At 51.1% G+C, this 16,330-nt stretch carries 16 protein-coding genes; 1 reads left to right on the forward strand and 15 read right to left on the reverse strand.

The features are described 5' to 3' along the window. Window positions 1–11: 11 nt before the first annotated feature. The 15 genes from rnhB to rpsB form a co-directional block, all read right to left on the reverse strand. The gene (rnhB, locus tag OGY37_RS21990) at window positions 12–608 is read right to left on the reverse strand and encodes a ribonuclease HII (RefSeq protein ID WP_003018518.1); all 597 of its coding nucleotides are present in this window, start codon (window positions 606–608) and stop codon (window positions 12–14) included. Further along, window positions 605–1,753 (reverse strand): lipid-A-disaccharide synthase, encoded by a 1,149-nt coding sequence (lpxB, locus tag OGY37_RS21995; RefSeq protein WP_063941139.1) that lies wholly within the window; start codon window positions 1,751–1,753, stop codon window positions 605–607. The genes rnhB and lpxB overlap by 4 nt, the downstream gene beginning before the upstream one ends. Continuing rightward, window positions 1,753–2,541 (reverse strand): acyl-ACP--UDP-N-acetylglucosamine O-acyltransferase, encoded by a 789-nt coding sequence (gene lpxA / locus OGY37_RS22000; protein ID WP_003018525.1) that lies wholly within the window; start codon window positions 2,539–2,541, stop codon window positions 1,753–1,755. Before lpxA ends, lpxB begins: the two co-directional genes overlap by 1 nt. 3 nt (window positions 2,542–2,544) lie before the next feature. After that, window positions 2,545–3,000, reverse strand: coding sequence for a 3-hydroxyacyl-ACP dehydratase FabZ (gene fabZ / locus OGY37_RS22005; RefSeq protein WP_003018528.1), 456 nt, complete (start codon window positions 2,998–3,000; stop codon window positions 2,545–2,547). A 103-nt stretch (window positions 3,001–3,103) separates the two neighbouring features. Then, window positions 3,104–4,129: a UDP-3-O-(3-hydroxymyristoyl)glucosamine N-acyltransferase gene (gene lpxD / locus OGY37_RS22010; protein WP_003018531.1), complete on the reverse strand. Its 1,026-nt coding sequence runs from the start codon at window positions 4,127–4,129 to the stop codon at window positions 3,104–3,106. Between the two features lie 3 nt (window positions 4,130–4,132). Beyond that, a complete protein-coding gene (gene skp / locus OGY37_RS22015) occupies window positions 4,133–4,618 on the reverse strand; it encodes a molecular chaperone Skp (protein WP_003018533.1) in 486 nt (161 codons plus the stop codon). A gap of 122 nt (window positions 4,619–4,740) precedes the next feature. Further along, window positions 4,741–7,152 carry an outer membrane protein assembly factor BamA gene (bamA, locus tag OGY37_RS22020; protein ID WP_003829172.1) on the reverse strand — a complete coding sequence of 804 codons (2,412 nt, stop codon included), beginning with the start codon at window positions 7,150–7,152 and terminating at the stop codon, window positions 4,741–4,743. 29 nt (window positions 7,153–7,181) lie between these two features. Then, window positions 7,182–8,534, reverse strand: coding sequence for a sigma E protease regulator RseP (gene rseP, locus OGY37_RS22025; RefSeq protein ID WP_003829173.1), 1,353 nt, complete (start codon window positions 8,532–8,534; stop codon window positions 7,182–7,184). Between the two features lie 11 nt (window positions 8,535–8,545). Beyond that, window positions 8,546–9,403: a phosphatidate cytidylyltransferase gene (gene cdsA / locus OGY37_RS22030; protein WP_003829174.1), complete on the reverse strand. Its 858-nt coding sequence runs from the start codon at window positions 9,401–9,403 to the stop codon at window positions 8,546–8,548. Between the two features lie 12 nt (window positions 9,404–9,415). Beyond that, window positions 9,416–10,174 carry a (2E,6E)-farnesyl-diphosphate-specific ditrans,polycis-undecaprenyl-diphosphate synthase gene (ispU, locus tag OGY37_RS22035; protein WP_008786266.1) on the reverse strand — a complete coding sequence of 253 codons (759 nt, stop codon included), beginning with the start codon at window positions 10,172–10,174 and terminating at the stop codon, window positions 9,416–9,418. 187 nt (window positions 10,175–10,361) lie between these two features. After that, window positions 10,362–11,558, reverse strand: a complete 1,197-nt coding sequence (ispC, locus tag OGY37_RS22040; RefSeq protein WP_286621884.1) for a 1-deoxy-D-xylulose-5-phosphate reductoisomerase — start codon at window positions 11,556–11,558, stop codon at window positions 10,362–10,364. Window positions 11,559–11,741: 183 nt separating this feature from the next. Beyond that, on the reverse strand, window positions 11,742–12,299 hold the full coding sequence (frr, locus tag OGY37_RS22045; protein ID WP_003018547.1) for a ribosome recycling factor: 558 nt from the start codon (window positions 12,297–12,299) through the stop codon (window positions 11,742–11,744). A 139-nt stretch (window positions 12,300–12,438) separates the two neighbouring features. After that, window positions 12,439–13,164 (reverse strand): UMP kinase, encoded by a 726-nt coding sequence (gene pyrH, locus OGY37_RS22050; RefSeq protein ID WP_003018549.1) that lies wholly within the window; start codon window positions 13,162–13,164, stop codon window positions 12,439–12,441. 145 nt (window positions 13,165–13,309) lie between these two features. Next, window positions 13,310–14,161 (reverse strand): translation elongation factor Ts, encoded by an 852-nt coding sequence (tsf, locus tag OGY37_RS22055; protein ID WP_003018551.1) that lies wholly within the window; start codon window positions 14,159–14,161, stop codon window positions 13,310–13,312. Between the two features lie 136 nt (window positions 14,162–14,297). Continuing rightward, complete coding sequence (gene rpsB, locus OGY37_RS22060) at window positions 14,298–15,023, reverse strand: 30S ribosomal protein S2 (RefSeq protein WP_003018553.1); 726 nt, start codon at window positions 15,021–15,023, stop codon at window positions 14,298–14,300. A 449-nt stretch (window positions 15,024–15,472) separates the two neighbouring features. Here rpsB and map point away from each other — a divergent pair, with 449 nt between their 5' ends. Beyond that, window positions 15,473–16,267 carry a type I methionyl aminopeptidase gene (gene map, locus OGY37_RS22065; protein WP_286621887.1) on the forward strand — a complete coding sequence of 265 codons (795 nt, stop codon included), beginning with the start codon at window positions 15,473–15,475 and terminating at the stop codon, window positions 16,265–16,267. The last annotated feature ends 63 nt before the right edge of the window (window positions 16,268–16,330 follow it).

The following is a 16,330-nucleotide window of genomic DNA, read 5'->3' on the forward strand; positions in this document are numbered from 1 at the left end:
CGACACAAGAATCAGGACGAGAGTCCCAGTGCGCGTTTGACGGGGCCAAAGCTGCGGCGATGGTGCTCAGTCGCACCATGCAGTGCCAATTTTTCCAGATGAAATGCGGTTGGATAGCCTTTGTGCTGTGCAAAACCATACTGTGGAAAAACCGTATCCAGCGCCGCCATTTCAGCATCACGAGTGACTTTTGCCAGAATCGATGCGGCGCTAATCTCCGCCACGCGGCTATCGCCTTTGACCACCGCCATCGACGGTACCGGTAATGCCGGGCAACGATTGCCGTCAATCAGCACGTATTCGGGCGCAATATGCAGACCCGCAACAGCACGCTGCATGGCCAGCATGGTGGCATGCAAAATGTTCAGCTCGTCGATTTCATGCGGTTCCGCCCGACCCAGGCTCCAGCTTAACGCTTTTTCTTTAATTTCATCAAACAGCGCCAGGCGACGTTTTTCTGACAGTTTTTTGGAGTCATTAAGACCGATAATAGGGCGAGCCGGATCCAGAATGACGGCAGCAGTGACGACCGCACCGACCAAAGGGCCGCGCCCGACTTCATCCACACCCGCCACTAAATGCGTATGCGGATACACAAATTCAATCATTGCGCTAACTCCAGGACCGCATCCGCCGCCTGCTCATCAGCATTGCAACGGATCTGCTGGTGCAGTTCACGGAATGTGTCGTGCATCGCATGGCTGGTTTTGCCATTCGCCAGTAACGGCAACAGCGCTTGCGACAGCGCCTGCGGTTCACACTCTTCCTGCAACAGCTCTTTAACCAGTTCTCTTCCCGCCAGCAGGTTCGGTAGCGAAACGTAATCCGTTTTCACCAGGCGCTTCGCCAGCCAAAAGGTGAAGGGTTTCATACGGTAGCCAACCACCATCGGGCATTTTGCCAGCATACATTCCAGCGCGGCGGTACCAGAAGCCAGCAGTGCGGCATCGCTGGCCACCATTGCTTCACGTCCCATCCCATTGAGCAGATGTACAGAAAGCTCCGGTGCAACTTCCGCTTTAATGCGTTCAAACTGCTCGCGACGTTTGGCATTCACCAACGGCACCACCACTTCGAGATCCGGATAATGCTGGCGTAATAGCTGCGCCGTTTTCAGAAAATCGGCGCTGAGCATTTCCACTTCTGCACCACGGCTTCCTGGCAGTAGCGCCAGGCAGTGAGCGTCATGAGGAATGCCCAGAACATCACGCGCCGCATTTTTATCCGGGTCCAACGGCATGGCATCTGCCATGGTATGACCGATAAAGCGGCACGGGACGTTAAATTTGTCATAAAACGCCTTTTCGAAAGGCAGAAAGGCCAGCACCATGTTGGTGGATCTGCCTATTTTGAAAACGCGTTTCTGTCGCCACGCCCAAACGGACGGACTGACATAATGAATGGTTTTAATGCCCTGTCTTTTCAAATTCCCTTCGAGGGTAATATTGAAATCAGGTGCATCAATGCCGACGAAAACATCCGGCTTTAAGTCGGTGAATCGGCGAGTGAGGTCGGCACGAATATGCAGTAAACGGCGCAGGCGTCCGAGCACTTCAACAATGCCCATGACCGCCAACTCTTCCATTTCGTACCAGGCTTCACAACCTTCGGCCTGCATCAGCGGCCCCGCAACGCCAACAAAGCGCGCATTGGGAACGCGAGCCTTGAGTGCACGGATTAACCCTGCACCAAGAATATCGCCGGAGGTTTCTCCGGCGACGAGGGCAATCGTTAAAGGACGCTGTTCAGTCATTAACGAATCAGGCCACGCGTTGAGCGCTCAAAGAAGTCGCTGAAAGCCTGAACTTCGGGGTACTGTTTCGCCAGTTCCGCGATTTCTGGTTTCACTTCTTCCAGCGTTTTACCGCTACGGTACAACGCTTTGTAGGCGTTACGAATCGCGGTAATCGCTTCGCGGGTGAATCCACGACGCTTCAGACCTTCGATATTGACGCCAAACGGCGTCGCGTGGTTGCCCTGGGCGATAACGTACGGAGGCACGTCCTGGGCTACACCAGAACAGCCGCCAACCATCACATGCGCACCGATGATGCAGAACTGATGCACCGCAGTCATGCCGCCGATGATAACAAAATCATCAAGCGAAACATGTCCGGCAAGCGTGGCGTTATTCGCCAGAATACAGCGGTTGCCTACCGTACAATCATGCGCGACGTGCGCATTAATCATCAGTAAGTTATCGCTGCCCACCTTCGTCACTCCACCGCCCTGCACTGTGCCACGATGAATGGTGACGCTTTCGCGGATGCGGTTGCGATCGCCAATTTCCACACGGGTCGGTTCGCCAGCATATTTAAGATCCTGGTTAACTTCACCGATGGAGGCAAACTGATAGATCTCGTTATCGCGACCAATTTTTGTATGGCCATTCACGACAACGTGAGACTTCAGTACGGTACCCTCACCAATTTCAACATGGGGTCCAACAATACAAAATGGGCCAATGTGAGCATTGGCACCAATGCTGGCGCCCTCTTCTACAATGGCGGTCGGGTGAATAAAGGCGGATTTATCAATCACGTATCAGGCCTCCCGGCTACGGGCACACATCATCGTTGCTTCGCACACAACTTTACCGTCGACCAGCGCAACCCCTTTAAAACGGGTCAGGCCACGGCGCGTTTTCTCGAAAGTCACTTCCATGATCATCTGATCGCCAGGCACGACAGGACGCTTAAAGCGTGCTTCATCAATACCCGCGAAATAATACAGTTCGCCTGGTTCCAGTTTTCCTACGCTTTTAAACGCGAGGATACCGGTAGCCTGTGCCATCGCTTCCAGAATCAATACGCCAGGGAAAATAGGTTTACCCGGGAAGTGGCCCTGAAAGAAAGGCTCGTTAACGGATACATTTTTCACTGCGCGCAGAAAACGACCTTCTTCAAAATCCAGCACGCGGTCAACCAGCAGAAACGGAAAACGGTGCGGCAGAAGTTCTAAAATCTCTTCAATATGCAGAGTATGAGTGTTAGTAGTCAAAATACTCTTCCTGTCAAAATATACTAAAAGGCAATAATAACACGGCCTGTCGCAATCGTATGAATGGGACAGGCCGAAAAGTCAGACATGCAAAAACGGTGCTTTAGTCTTGTTGATTAACCTTGCGCTCAATCGCTTTGAGGCGCTTGCTCATATCATCAATATTCATCACCAGTGCAGCTGTTTTACGCCATACCTTGTTGGGTTGTAGCGGAATGCCTGAGGAGTAGACGCCAGGTTCAGTGATAGGACGCATCACCATACCCATGCCAGTTACCGTAACTTTGTCGCATATTTCCATATGCCCATTGATCACGCTGGCACCGCCAATCATGCAATAACGGCCAATCTTCAGGCTACCCGCCATAATGACGCCACCGGCTACCGCCGTATTGTCGCCAATCACAACGTTATGCGCAATCTGGCACTGGTTATCAATGATAACACCATTACCGATCACAGTATCGTCCAGAGCACCACGGTCAATGGTGGTACAAGCTCCGATCTCGACGCGATCGCCGATAATCACGCGACCAAGCTGGGGGATCTTCACCCAGTTACCACGATCGTTCGCGTAACCAAATCCATCAGATCCAACGACGGTGCTGGACTGGATCAGGCAATTTTCACCGATCTGGATGTCGTGGTAAATCGTCACATTCGCCCACAAGCGTGAACCTGCACCGATTTTGGTATTTTTTCCGACGAAACAACCTGCACCGATAACCACGTTATCGCCCAGTTCTACGCCAGACTCAATGACCGCATTTGCGCCCACAGAGACATTATTACCCAGCTTCGCCGTTGCATCGATCACTGCACTGGGTGCAATGTTCTGTGCAGGCTGAGGCGTGGTATCTAAAATTTGCGCCATACGTGCATAGGTCAGATAGGGATTCTTCACTACCAGCGCCGCACTCTTAGCAAAAGGAAGATCGTCCTGCGTCATCACAACGGCAGACGCCTGGCATACGCCTAAGTGTTCACGGTATTTAGGATTCACCATGAACGTGATATTGCCAGTTTGCGCAGATTGCATGGACGCTACGCCGGTGATGACGATATCGCCATCACCGTGTAATTCTGCATCCAACTGCTCTGCTAAATCAGCCAGTCGAATTGAAGGCATTACTTATTTAACCTGTTTCAGTACGTCAGCGGTGATGTCTTTTACATCGCTGCTGTTGTATGCAACGGTGTTTGCGTCAACGACCAGATCAATGCTCTGGCTGCTGGCAACAGATTTCACAGCTGTCTGGATACGAGTAACCAGTTTGCCACGTTCTTCGTTGGAACGACGTGCACGATCCTGCTCGAAAGCCTGAGCTTTCTGAGAGAAAGTCTGGCGCTGAGCCATAACGTCTTTTTCCAGCTTGGTACGATCGCTACCCGCTTTCATTGATTGCAGACGCTGCATTTTAGATTGCAGATCGGATTCCATACGCTGCAGTTCGCTGGCACGGCCTTTGAACTCGTTTTCCAGCGTAGCAGAAACACCCGTCTTCTGTGCAACCTGTTGGAACAGGCTACCCATATTGACGATTGCAATTTTGTCAGCAGCCTGTGCGGACGTTGCCATCGCTAAACCGAGACCTGCAGCTAATAACCACTTTTTCACAATTAACTCCTTACCATCCCATTTGCACCCGAAGGTGCAGTTCTTTGCGTGGCCAGGCGATCCCATGCAAGATCGCCTAAAGTCATCGCTACACTACCACTACATTCCTTTGCGAAGAACAGTTACCAGGTTTTACCAATGTTAAACTGGAACTGTTCCGCTTTGTCTCCATCGTACTTCTTGAACGGCTGGGCGTAGGAGAAAACCAACGGCCCCAATGGGGACATCCATTGTAACGCGATACCCGCTGACATACGGATATTGCTCGGATCACTATAGTCCGGCACATCCGACGGCGCAGATGACGGATCCCAGTTAGTATCCCAAACGGTACCCATATCCCAGAAGAAGGAAGTACGGACCGAGTTAGCATACTTATCGCTGATAAACGGCGTCGGGGTAATAAATTCCAGGCTGGCGACAGCCATGGCGTTACCACCTACCGCATCATCTGATTTACAGCCTGAATCCTGAGTACATTCTTCGTTATCGCCGTCATTCCAGTCTGTGCTAGCACCCTTTTTATAGACCGCTTTCGGACCAATGGTGTTGGACTGGAAGCCACGCACGGTACTGGAACCACCGGCGTAGAAGTTCTCGTAGAACGGCATCTCTTTGCTGCCAATGCCATCCCCATAACCTACCTTGGTACGACCCAGAACAACCCACTTGTGGTCGTCATCGATCGGCATATAGGTCGCGGTATCCATCGACAGTTTGTAGTATTCGTTGTCAGAACCCGGAATGGTGACTTTACCGTTCAGGTTGACACGCGAACCGTCTGTCGGGAAATAACCACGGTCTAACTTGTTGTATGTCCAACCGTAGTTAAAGGTGAAATCATCAGCGGCAAAACTGCTGGTATCAGCGGATTGTCCCATCGACTCAAGATAACGATCCATTGCGATCTGCGGCTGCATATTGGACAGTTTGTTATGTACATAACCCAAGCCCGCGCGCAACGTGTTGTATTCGTTGACCGGGAAGCCCAGCGTCACGTCTGTACCATAACTTTTGTTGGTATAATCGGACAGGTCTGCATCATCCGCTTCAAAGTCGTTATAGAAGACGCGGCCACCAAGGCTCACACCATCAACGGTGAAGTACGGGTTAGTGACAGACAACTCAGTATAGGTCTGGTAATCGTTTTTGGTGCCGTTAATCCCGACAGAATAACCGGTACCTAACCAGTTATCCTGCTGAACGCCAGCCTGGAAGCTCACGCCGCTCTCGGTACCGTAACCGACGCCGAAGTTAAAGCTACCGGTGTTACGCTCTTTAACCTTGTAGACTACATCAACCTGATCCGGGCGGCCCGGAACACGCTGAGTATCAGTATCAACGGTTTCAAAGTAACCCAGACGGTTCAGACGCTCTTTACCCTGGTCGACAAGATCGCTGCCCAACCATGCGCCTTCCATCTGACGCATTTCGCGACGCAGAACGGAGTCTTTAGAAGTGTCGTTACCTTCAAAACGGATCTTACGCACATAGAAACGGTTACCCGCATCCACGTTTACACGCAATTTAACGGTTTTGTCAGCGTCGTTGATTTCAGGCTGCGACTGAACGCGCGGATAGGCATAGCCATAGCGACCCAGAAGCTTCTTGATGTCATCTTCCATTTTGGTCACTTTGGTGCCGTTATAGAGTTCACCTGGCTCGATCTTCGTCAGGGTCTCAATTTCGGCGGAGTGCCCGGCCAGGTTACCGCTCACCTGAACCCCAGAAAGCTTGTACTGCTCGCCTTCAGTGATGTTAACGGTGATGTAGATGCCTTTTTTATCCGGCGTCAGGCTGACCTGAGTGGAATCAATATTGAAGCGAGCATAACCGCGATCCAGATAGTAGCTGCGCAGGGTTTCAAGATCGCCCGCCAGCTTCTGTTTCTGGTATTTACGATCGCCTACCACGTTCCACCACGGCACTTCGTCACGCAACTGGAAGTGAGAGATAAGTTCGTCAGTTGAGAAGGCATGGTTGCCGACGATATTGATCTGTTGGATCTTCGCCGAAACACCTTCCTGGAAGACCAGCTTGAGGTCAACACGGTTACGCGGCAACGGCGTCACCACCGCTTTCACACTGGCGCTGTACTTACCGACGCTATAGTAGAAATCTTCCAGGCCCTTTTCGATATCGGCAAGCGTTGTGCGATCCAGAGACTCGCCAACACGCACGCCAGACGCCTCGAGGTTTTGCTTCAGCATGTCATCTTTCACCGATTTGTTACCGGAGAAAGTGATGCTGGCAATCGTCGGACGTTCTTTTACCTGAACCAGAAGGGTATCACCATCGCGCAGGACGCGGACATCCTCAAAGTTACCGGTGGCGAACAGAGCACGAATGGTATTACTGATGTCTTCATCATTAACCGTGTCGCCTGTGCGCACCGGCATACTGAGGAGAGCCGCACCAACGGCGACTCGCTGTAGGCCTTCGAAATGAATGTCCTTCACTACGAACCCTTCAGCACCGTATACGGTGGCGCTGCTAAACAGCAGCGACGCTATGAGCAACTTTTTCATCGCCATCGTTATTATGCGTTCTTCCTAACACTCTCTTACAACCGAGAGAAATCATTGAAAAGTGCAAGCCCCATTAACAACACCAGCAAGATAGAGCCAATGCGATAACTAAAGTCTTGAACCCGCTCGGATACCGGACCGCCCTTCAGCTTTTCAATCGCCAGGAACAGCAGATGCCCCCCGTCAAGAACGGGCAACGGAAACAGGTTGATTATCCCTAAGTTCACGCTGATAAGCGCAAGGAACATCAGGTAATAAATAATCCCGAACTCCGCTGACATCCCAGCCCCCTGGGCGATAGAAATCGGCCCACTGAGGTTGTTCAGTTTTACATCACCGGTAATCAATTTTCCCAGCATACTGACCGTCAGCTTCATCAACTGCCACGTTTTATCCGAGGCTTCGAGGATGGCGCTGAATGGCCCATACTGGCGTACAGTCTTATACTCATCAGGCAGAGGAATAACTTTAGGCACCACGCCCGCAAAACCTTCTGCCTTCCCGTTAACCTGTTTTGAATCTGGGGTTAACGTTAAAGACAAGGAACTTCCTTGCCTTTCAATATCTAGCGCTAACGGCGTATCCGGATTATCGCGCACCAGAGTCACGAACGTCATCCATTGCGTCAGTGACTGACCATTGACTTTAACGATCCTGTCGCCAGCTTGCAAACCTGCCTTACTTGCAGCGGAATTAACCTGCACTTCTGACAGTACCGGTTCAATCTGCGGACCACGCGGACGCATGCCCAAACTAGAGACAGGATCCTCTTTGTCTGGCTCAAATGCCCAATGGCGTAAATCCAGCGTTTTGTCCTGCCGCTGGTTGCTGCCAAACTGCGCCACGCTGAGGGTTGTATGCTCATCGCCGATTTTGGATACCAGTTGCAATCGCACTGCATCCCAATCAGGGGTTTCGATGCCATCAACCGCTTTTAGTTCCGTACCCGGCTGAATTTGCGCCTGTGCAGCAATCGAGTTGGGTGTTATTTCACCAACAACAGGACGAACGCCAGGGACACCAATGATAAACACCAGCCAATAAGCAAAAATAGCAAAAAGGAAGTTTGCAATCGGACCCGCGGCGATAATAGCAGCACGTTGTCCAACCGTTTTATTGTTGAAGGCGTAATGGCGCAATTCCGGTGCGACCGGTTCAGCGCGCTCATCCAGCATTTTGACGTAACCGCCGAGGGGAATCATGGCGATGACGTATTCCGTACCTGATTTATCGGTACGCCGCCAAAGCGCTTTTCCAAAGCCAATGGAAAAGCGTTCGACGCGGACTCCGCAGCGCCGCGCAACCCAGAAATGACCAAATTCATGCACGGTGATAAGCACACCAAGTGCGATGATGAACGCAGCCAAATTCCAGAGAATACTCAGCATAAGACCATCCGTTAGAGCGTCCTGAACACCAGTAACAACAGGCAGGCAAAGACCGGTACCGCAGCCGTCAGGCTATCAATACGATCCAGAATACCGCCGTGTCCTGGAATTAAGTGACCACTGTCCTTAATACCTGCTTCACGCTTAAACATACTCTCGGTCAGGTCACCCAGCACGGAGGCCAGGGCTGCAACGATGGAGCAAATGAGCAAGGTGACAGGCGCAACTTCAAGATTCGCCCACATGCCATAACCCCATGAGATCACGGCCGCAGTGGCGAGTCCGCCAATAAAACCCTGCCAGGTTTTACCAGGAGAAACCTTCGGTGCCAGCTTATGTTTGCCAAAAAGCTTACCAAACATATACGCACCAGAGTCTGCTCCCCAAACGAGGATCATGACATATAGCAGCCATAGCGCGCCACTATAATGATTCTCATCATAGTGCCATGCACGTAGCGCCAGCATTCCCCAAAAGAACGGGACAATGGTTAACACGCCGAAAATTATGCGTAATGTTTTGGAATTACGCCAGACCGACGCAGACCCTGGGTAAAACAATACCAGTAATAGCGCTACGACCCACCAGCCCAGCGACGCCCACAGCGATACTTCAACCAGCGGTTGATGGATATCGCGATGGTATTCTGGCAGCAAAAATAGCATCAGTGCCAGCAATAGCCCGCACAAAACCGCCAGCCAGACTCGCTGCGTACGCGTGGTAAAACCGCTTAACTGTCCCCATTCCCAGGCGGCCAACATACAGACGACCAACGTAACAATGGCGAACCCCACCGGCGGCAGCAAAAACAGCGCCGCGATGACAACGGGTATTAAAACAAAAGCAGAAATCAGGCGATACTTCAGCAAAAGCGACCCCCATCAGGCTTTTTCATCACCGGGTTCGGTGCCGCCGAAACGACGCTCACGATTAGCAAAGGCATGCAGCGCACCTTCAAAGTCTTGTTCATCGAAATCGGGCCAGAGAACATCGGTAAAGTAAAGTTCGGCGTAGGCAATTTGCCACAACAGAAAATTACTAATTCGGTGCTCTCCCCCAGTCCTTATCACTAAATCCACAGGAGCCAGCTCATGCATACAAATTTGCTGCCCAAGCATCTCTTCATCGATTTGCTCAGGATGCAGCACACCGTCCTGCACCTGTTGTGCCAGTTGCCTGACTCCCTGGACAATATCCCACCGTCCACCGTAATTCGCTGCAATATTCAGCGTCAACCCGGTATTCTGGGCGGTAATCGCTTCTGATTTGCGAATCCGTTCTTGCAAACGTGAGTTAAATCGACTGATATCCCCGATAATACGCAGGCGTACGTTATGGCGATGCAGGTTTTTCACTTCGCTATCAAGTGCCCACACAAACAGTTCCATTAACGCGCTCACTTCCTGCGCAGGTCGGTTCCAGTTCTCACTGCTAAAGGCATACAGCGTTAACGCATCAATACCGTTATTTGCAGCAAAAGAGACAGCCCGGCGGACGGATTTTGCTCCAGCCTTATGCCCAAAGGCGCGAATCTTCCCTTGCTTTTTCGCCCAGCGGCCATTGCCATCCATGATAATTGCGACATGGCGACAACCATGTGCTGGCAAATTTTCGCTTAATGGTTTAGTTGCAGACAACATAACGCGTTATTAGTCCCTGAAAGGATTTACGGTACTCAGGAATACTGAAGCCTATCCACAAAAAAGCCGTGTCAAACCACGGCTTACCCGACCGAAAAAAAGCAAATACCCGCGATCGGGTGGCGCAGACTATATCACTGAAGCCCAACGCTAACAAATAGCACGATTCTCCGTAGAGGGATTATCATCAGCTTGAGATTCGCATCACTTCTTTTCTGGCGACTTCCCGCGCGATGGCATCGACCTTCAACACGTCGTCAACGCTCTGTGGTTCCTGCAAATCCATCTTATCCAGTACGGATAAATTGAGATCGGCAATATCGGTAAATCGGATCTGCTGCGCCAGGAATGCGGCAACGGTAATTTCATTCGCGGCATTGAGTGCGGTCGTCGCCGCCTGACCTTGCTCAAACGCGTCCATCGCCAGTTTCAGGCACGGATAACGCTGGTAGTCAGGTGCGGAAAACGTCAACGCACTGAGTTTGCAAAAGTCGACAGGCTTAACACCAGACGTCACACGTTCTGGCCATGCCATCGTATGGGCAATAGGTGTACGCATATCAGGTTCACCCAACTGCGCCAGAACACTACCATCCTGATAACGGACCATCGAATGAATAACCGACTGCGGGTGGATCAGCACTTCCATCTGGCTTGCACTGGCATTAAATAACCAACGCGCTTCAATGTATTCCAGACCTTTGTTCATCATGGTGGCGGAATCGACAGAAATTTTTCGTCCCATCGACCAATTCGGATGACGACATGCCTGATCGGGGGTCATAGAGACCAGATCGCGCAATGGCGTTTCACGGAATGGGCCACCAGACCCGGTAAGCAGAACTGACATGACGCCGTTTTGCTCAAGGTCAGCGTATCCCAGATTGTGTTGGATAGGTTGCGGTAAACTCTGAAAAATCGCGTTATGCTCGCTATCTACCGGCAAAAGCTGCGCTTTGTGGCGTTTCACGTCGTCCATAAACAGACGACCGCAGGTCACCAGCGATTCTTTATTCGCCAGCAAAATGCTTTTACTCGCACGAATTGCCGCCAGCGTCGGCAGCAAACCCGCTGCGCCGACAATCGCCGCCATGACCTGCTCAACATCATCCAGCGCAGCCATATCACAGGCAGCCTGCTGCCCGCTCATCACCTCGGTACGGCTACCCTGTGCCAAAAGAGCAGCTTTTACCTGTGCCGCGCTTTTTTCATCATCCATTACCGCATAGCGAGGCGCAAACTCCAGGCATTGCTCTACCATACGGGCAACATTTTTACCCGCCACCAACGCAGCAACACGAAATTTTTCCGGGTTATGGCGTACTACATCCAGCGTACTGCAACCAATGGAACCGGTTGATCCCAGGATGGTTAATTGCTTCATCGGACATCCAGAAGAATTTTACTCGTCATACTTCAAGTTGCATGTACGTTGGCTTTACTCGGCCTTTGGCGTCACCGCCTTCCTGCAACTTGAAATATTTAGAGTATGTAGACAGAAAAAAGCAAAACGCCGCCATCCAGCCTTCTCAGGCCTTCTAAGCGGCGTTTTTAGCGTACAGGCGAATCAGAACTGCATCAGTTCTGCTTCTTTCTCTGCCAGCGCCGCATCAACTTTCTTGATTGCTGCATCAGTCAGTTTCTGTACGTCGTCCTGAGAACGGCGATCATCATCTTCGCTGATCTCTTTTTCTTTCAACAACGCTTTCACTTTGTCGTTTGCATCACGGCGTACGTTACGTACCGCAACACGCGCGCCTTCAGCTTCACCACGTACGATCTTGGTCAGATCTTTACGACGTTCTTCGGTCAGCGGCGGCAGCGGAACGCGGATGTCAGAGCCCGCAGAGCTTGGATTCAGACCGAGGTCGGAAGCCATGATTGCTTTCTCAACGGCTGGACCCATAGAACGGTCAAATACGTTGATTTTCAGGGTACGGGAATCTTCAACCGTTACGCTTGCCAGCTGGCGCAGCGGAGTCGGCGTGCCGTAATATTCCACGACAATACCATCCAGCAGGCTAGGAGAAGCACGACCCGTGCGAATTTTGCTGATTTGGTTTTTGAACGCTTCGACGCATTTGTCCATGCGTACTTCAGCATCTTTTCTGATATCGTTGATCACGTTACGAATCCTTGAAAGCTTGTTTCAGTCAGACCATACCCGCCACGCAAGATGTGACAAGTATAGTCTTGATTAATTTTGAGGGACGTATCCCGCGACATTAAAGCGGAATATTACCTGCATTTAGCCGCAACGGGAATTATTCCGTGATTAACGTGCCTTCTTTTTCACCCATAACAACACGGCGCAGTGCACCTGGTTTGTTCATGTTAAAGACACGAATCGGTAATTTGTGGTCACGAGCCAGCGTGAACGCGGCAAGATCCATTACTTTCAGCTCTTTATCCAGTACTTCAGTGTAGGTCAACTGTTCGTACATAGTCGCCGTTGGATCTTTAGCCGGGTCGGCAGTAAATACGCCATCGACTTTGGTGGCTTTCAGAACCACATCCGCTTCAATTTCAATACCGCGCAGGCAGGCTGCAGAATCGGTGGTGAAGAACGGATTGCCGGTACCCGCAGACAAAATAACAACGCGGTTGTTACGCAGCAGGCTGATAGCTTCTGCCCAACTGTAGTTATCACACACGCCGTTCAGAGGAATTGCGGACATCAAGCGAGCGTTCACATAGGCGCGGTGAAGCGCATCGCGCATCGCCAGACCGTTCATTACGGTGGCTAACATGCCCATGTGGTCGCCCACAACGCGGTTCATCCCCGCTTTCGCCAGACCAGCGCCACGGAACAGGTTACCACCACCAATCACTACGCCAACCTGAATACCCAGCTCAACCAGCTCTTTGATTTCCTGAGCCATGCGGTCGAGGATGCTTGCATCAATACCGAAGCCTTCTGAACCTTGCAGAGCTTCGCCACTTAACTTAAGCAGAATACGTTTGTAGACGGGTTTTGCATTGGTAGCCATGTTTCTTTCCTGAGACTGTCAACGAATGAGATGAGTTAATTCCGGCGACATTGTATGTCGCTTTTCAGCATGACCACTATAGCGGTTCGCTGAATTTACAAGCCAGACACAAAAAGAAGCCGCCCTCAGGCGGCTCCTTTAAAAATTAAGACTGCTTGGACATCGCAGCAACTTCTGCTGCAAAGTCAGTCTCAACTTTCTCGATGCCTTCACCCACTTCAAAGCGGATGAAACCCGTTACGTCAGCGTTATGCTCTTTCAGCAGCTGACCAACAGATTTGCTCGGTTCCATGACGAAAGGCTGACCGGTCAGAGAAACTTCGCCGGTGAATTTCTTCATGCGGCCTTCAACCATTTTCTCTGCGATTTCTTTCGGCTTGCCAGACTGCATAGCGATGTCCAGCTGAACCTGGTATTCTTTTTCTACCACTTCAGCGGAAACGTCTTCCGGCTTAACAAATTCTGGTTTGCTTGCAGCAACGTGCATTGCCAGCTGTTTAACCAGTTCTTCGTCAGCGCCAGTTGCAGCAACCAGAACACCGATACGAGCACCATGCTGGTAGTTACCCAGAACTTCGCCTTCCAGGGAAGCAACGCGACGGATGTTGATGTTCTCACCGATTTTAGCAACCAGAGCAACACGTTCTTCTTCGAACTGTGCTTTCAGAACTTCAACGTCAGTGATTTTGCCAGCAACGGCAGCGTCCAGTACTTTGTCAGCAAATGCCTGGAAACCAGCATCTTTAGCAACGAAGTCAGTCTGGCAGTTAACTTCCAGAATGAAAGCGATGTTGCCGTCGATTTTGGTTTTGATTACGCCGTCAGCAGCAACGTTGCCTGCTTTTTTCGCCGCTTTGATTGCACCGGACTTACGCATGTTTTCGATTGCCAGCTCGATGTCGCCATTAGCTTCAGTCAGTGCTTTTTTGCAATCCATCATGCCTGCGCCAGTACGCTCACGCAGCTCTTTTACCAGGGATGCGGTAATTTCAGCCATTCTAAAATCCTCGGAAGATTTGATCTGCCCGGCATGAAACCGCACAGATTTAAAAGTGAAAAAGGGGGCCATATACAGGCCCCCTAACCAAACGTGATACTACCTGGTCTATAAGGGCTCTAACGAGCGTGCCTTATTATTCAGCTTCTACGAAGCTTTCTTCCGCCTGGGAAGCCAGATCCTGAGAACGGCCTTCACGAACGGTAGTAGCTACAGCGCCCAGGTACAGGGTCACAGCACGGATTGCGTCGTCGTTACCCGGGATAACGAAGTCAACACCGTCCGGATCAGAGTTGGTATCAACGATAGCAAATACTGGGATACCCAGGTTGTTTGCTTCTTTGATAGCAATGTGCTCGTGGTCAGCATCGATTACGAACAGAGCGTCCGGCAGACCGCCCATGTCTTTGATACCGCCCAGGCTGTTTTCCAGTTTCTCAAGCTCACGAGTACGCATCAGCGCTTCTTTCTTGGTCAGCTTTTCGAAAGTACCGTCCTGAGACTGAGTTTCCAGATCTTTCAGACGTTTGATGGACTGACGAACGGTTTTCCAGTTAGTCAGCATACCGCCCAGCCAGCGATGGTTCACGAAGAACTGGTCGCAGCTGTTAGCAGCTTCTTTCACCGCTTCGCTTGCAGCGCGTTTAGTACCAACGAAAAGGATTTTACCTTTACGAGCAGAGATCTTGTTCAGTTCAGCCAGAGCTTCGTTGAACATCGGTACAGTTTTCTCAAGGTTGATGATATGAACTTTGTTACGCGCACCGAAGATGAACGGCTTCATTTTCGGGTTCCAGTAACGGGTCTGGTGACCGAAGTGAACACCAGCCTTGAGCATGTCGCGCATGGAAACAGTTGCCATGATTAAAACCTCTATATATAAAAGTTGGGGTTAAGCCTCCACGCATCCCATATTACCGACCCCAAAGGGCACCCCGGAATATGTGCCGATACGTGTGTGTTGTTACACAAAGTGAGATTTGTCGCTCCCGTCCATCGTGTGTAGTCTTCGAATGGATCGGAAGTCCGGCGCGCTTTATACCACAAATACGCCACCGACACCAATAATTGTTGGCGGTCTGTGCTGAATGAACGATGAATTTCGTGTTACAGGAAGGCGGCAAAATTTTGAATCCCCGGGAGCTTACAACCAGTAAGTGACTGGGGTGAAAAAATGTAGCCAACGCATTTGTGGCACGAAAGGCGAAGTTCAGAATGATTCTCAATTTGGCAGGGTACACCCCAGACTGATACCATTGACAGCACTTACACAATTATTGTCGAAATAATCGACACTGATGGACAGAATTTATGGCTATCTCAATCAAGACCCCTGAAGAAATCGAAAAAATGCGCGTCGCTGGCCGCCTGGCCGCTGATGTACTGGAAATGATCGCGCCGTTTGTTAAACCGGGCGTCAGCACCGGCGAGCTGGATCGCCTCTGTAATGACTATATCGTGAATGAGCAGCAGGCCATTTCCGCCTGCCTGGGCTATCACGGCTATCCGAAATCCGTATGTATCTCTATTAATGAAGTGGTGTGCCACGGGATCCCGGACGACGCCAAGCTCCTGAAAGACGGCGATATCGTCAACATCGACGTTACCGTGATTAAAGATGAGTACCACGGTGACACCTCGAAAATGTTCATCGTCGGCAAACCAACTATTCTGGGCGAGCGTCTGTGCCGCGTCACGCAGGAAAGCCTGTATCTGGCACTGCGGATGGTGAAACCGGGTATTCGCCTGCGCACGCTGGGCGCTGCAATTCAGAAATACGCGGAAGGTGAAGGTTTCTCTGTCGTTCGTGAATACTGCGGTCACGGTATCGGTCGCGGCTTCCATGAAGAGCCGCAGGTTCTGCACTACGATGCAGACGACGGCGGTGTGGTACTGCAGCCGGGTATGACCTTCACCGTAGAACCGATGCTGAATGCCGGTGATTACCGTATCCGTACCATGAAAGACGGCTGGACGGTGAAAACCAAAGACCGGAGCTTGTCTGCACAGTACGAGCATACTATTGTAGTGACGGAAAACGGCTGTGAAATTCTGACGTTACGCAAGGATGACACCATCCCGGCGATCATCACACACGGCGAATAATGTTTTGCCTGATGGCGCTGTCGCTTATCAGGCCTACAAATAGCACTCTCCCGTAGGCCGGAT

Source organism: Citrobacter sp. Cpo030 (assembly GCF_030333005.1).
Lineage (GTDB): Bacteria > Pseudomonadota > Gammaproteobacteria > Enterobacterales > Enterobacteriaceae > Citrobacter > Citrobacter portucalensis.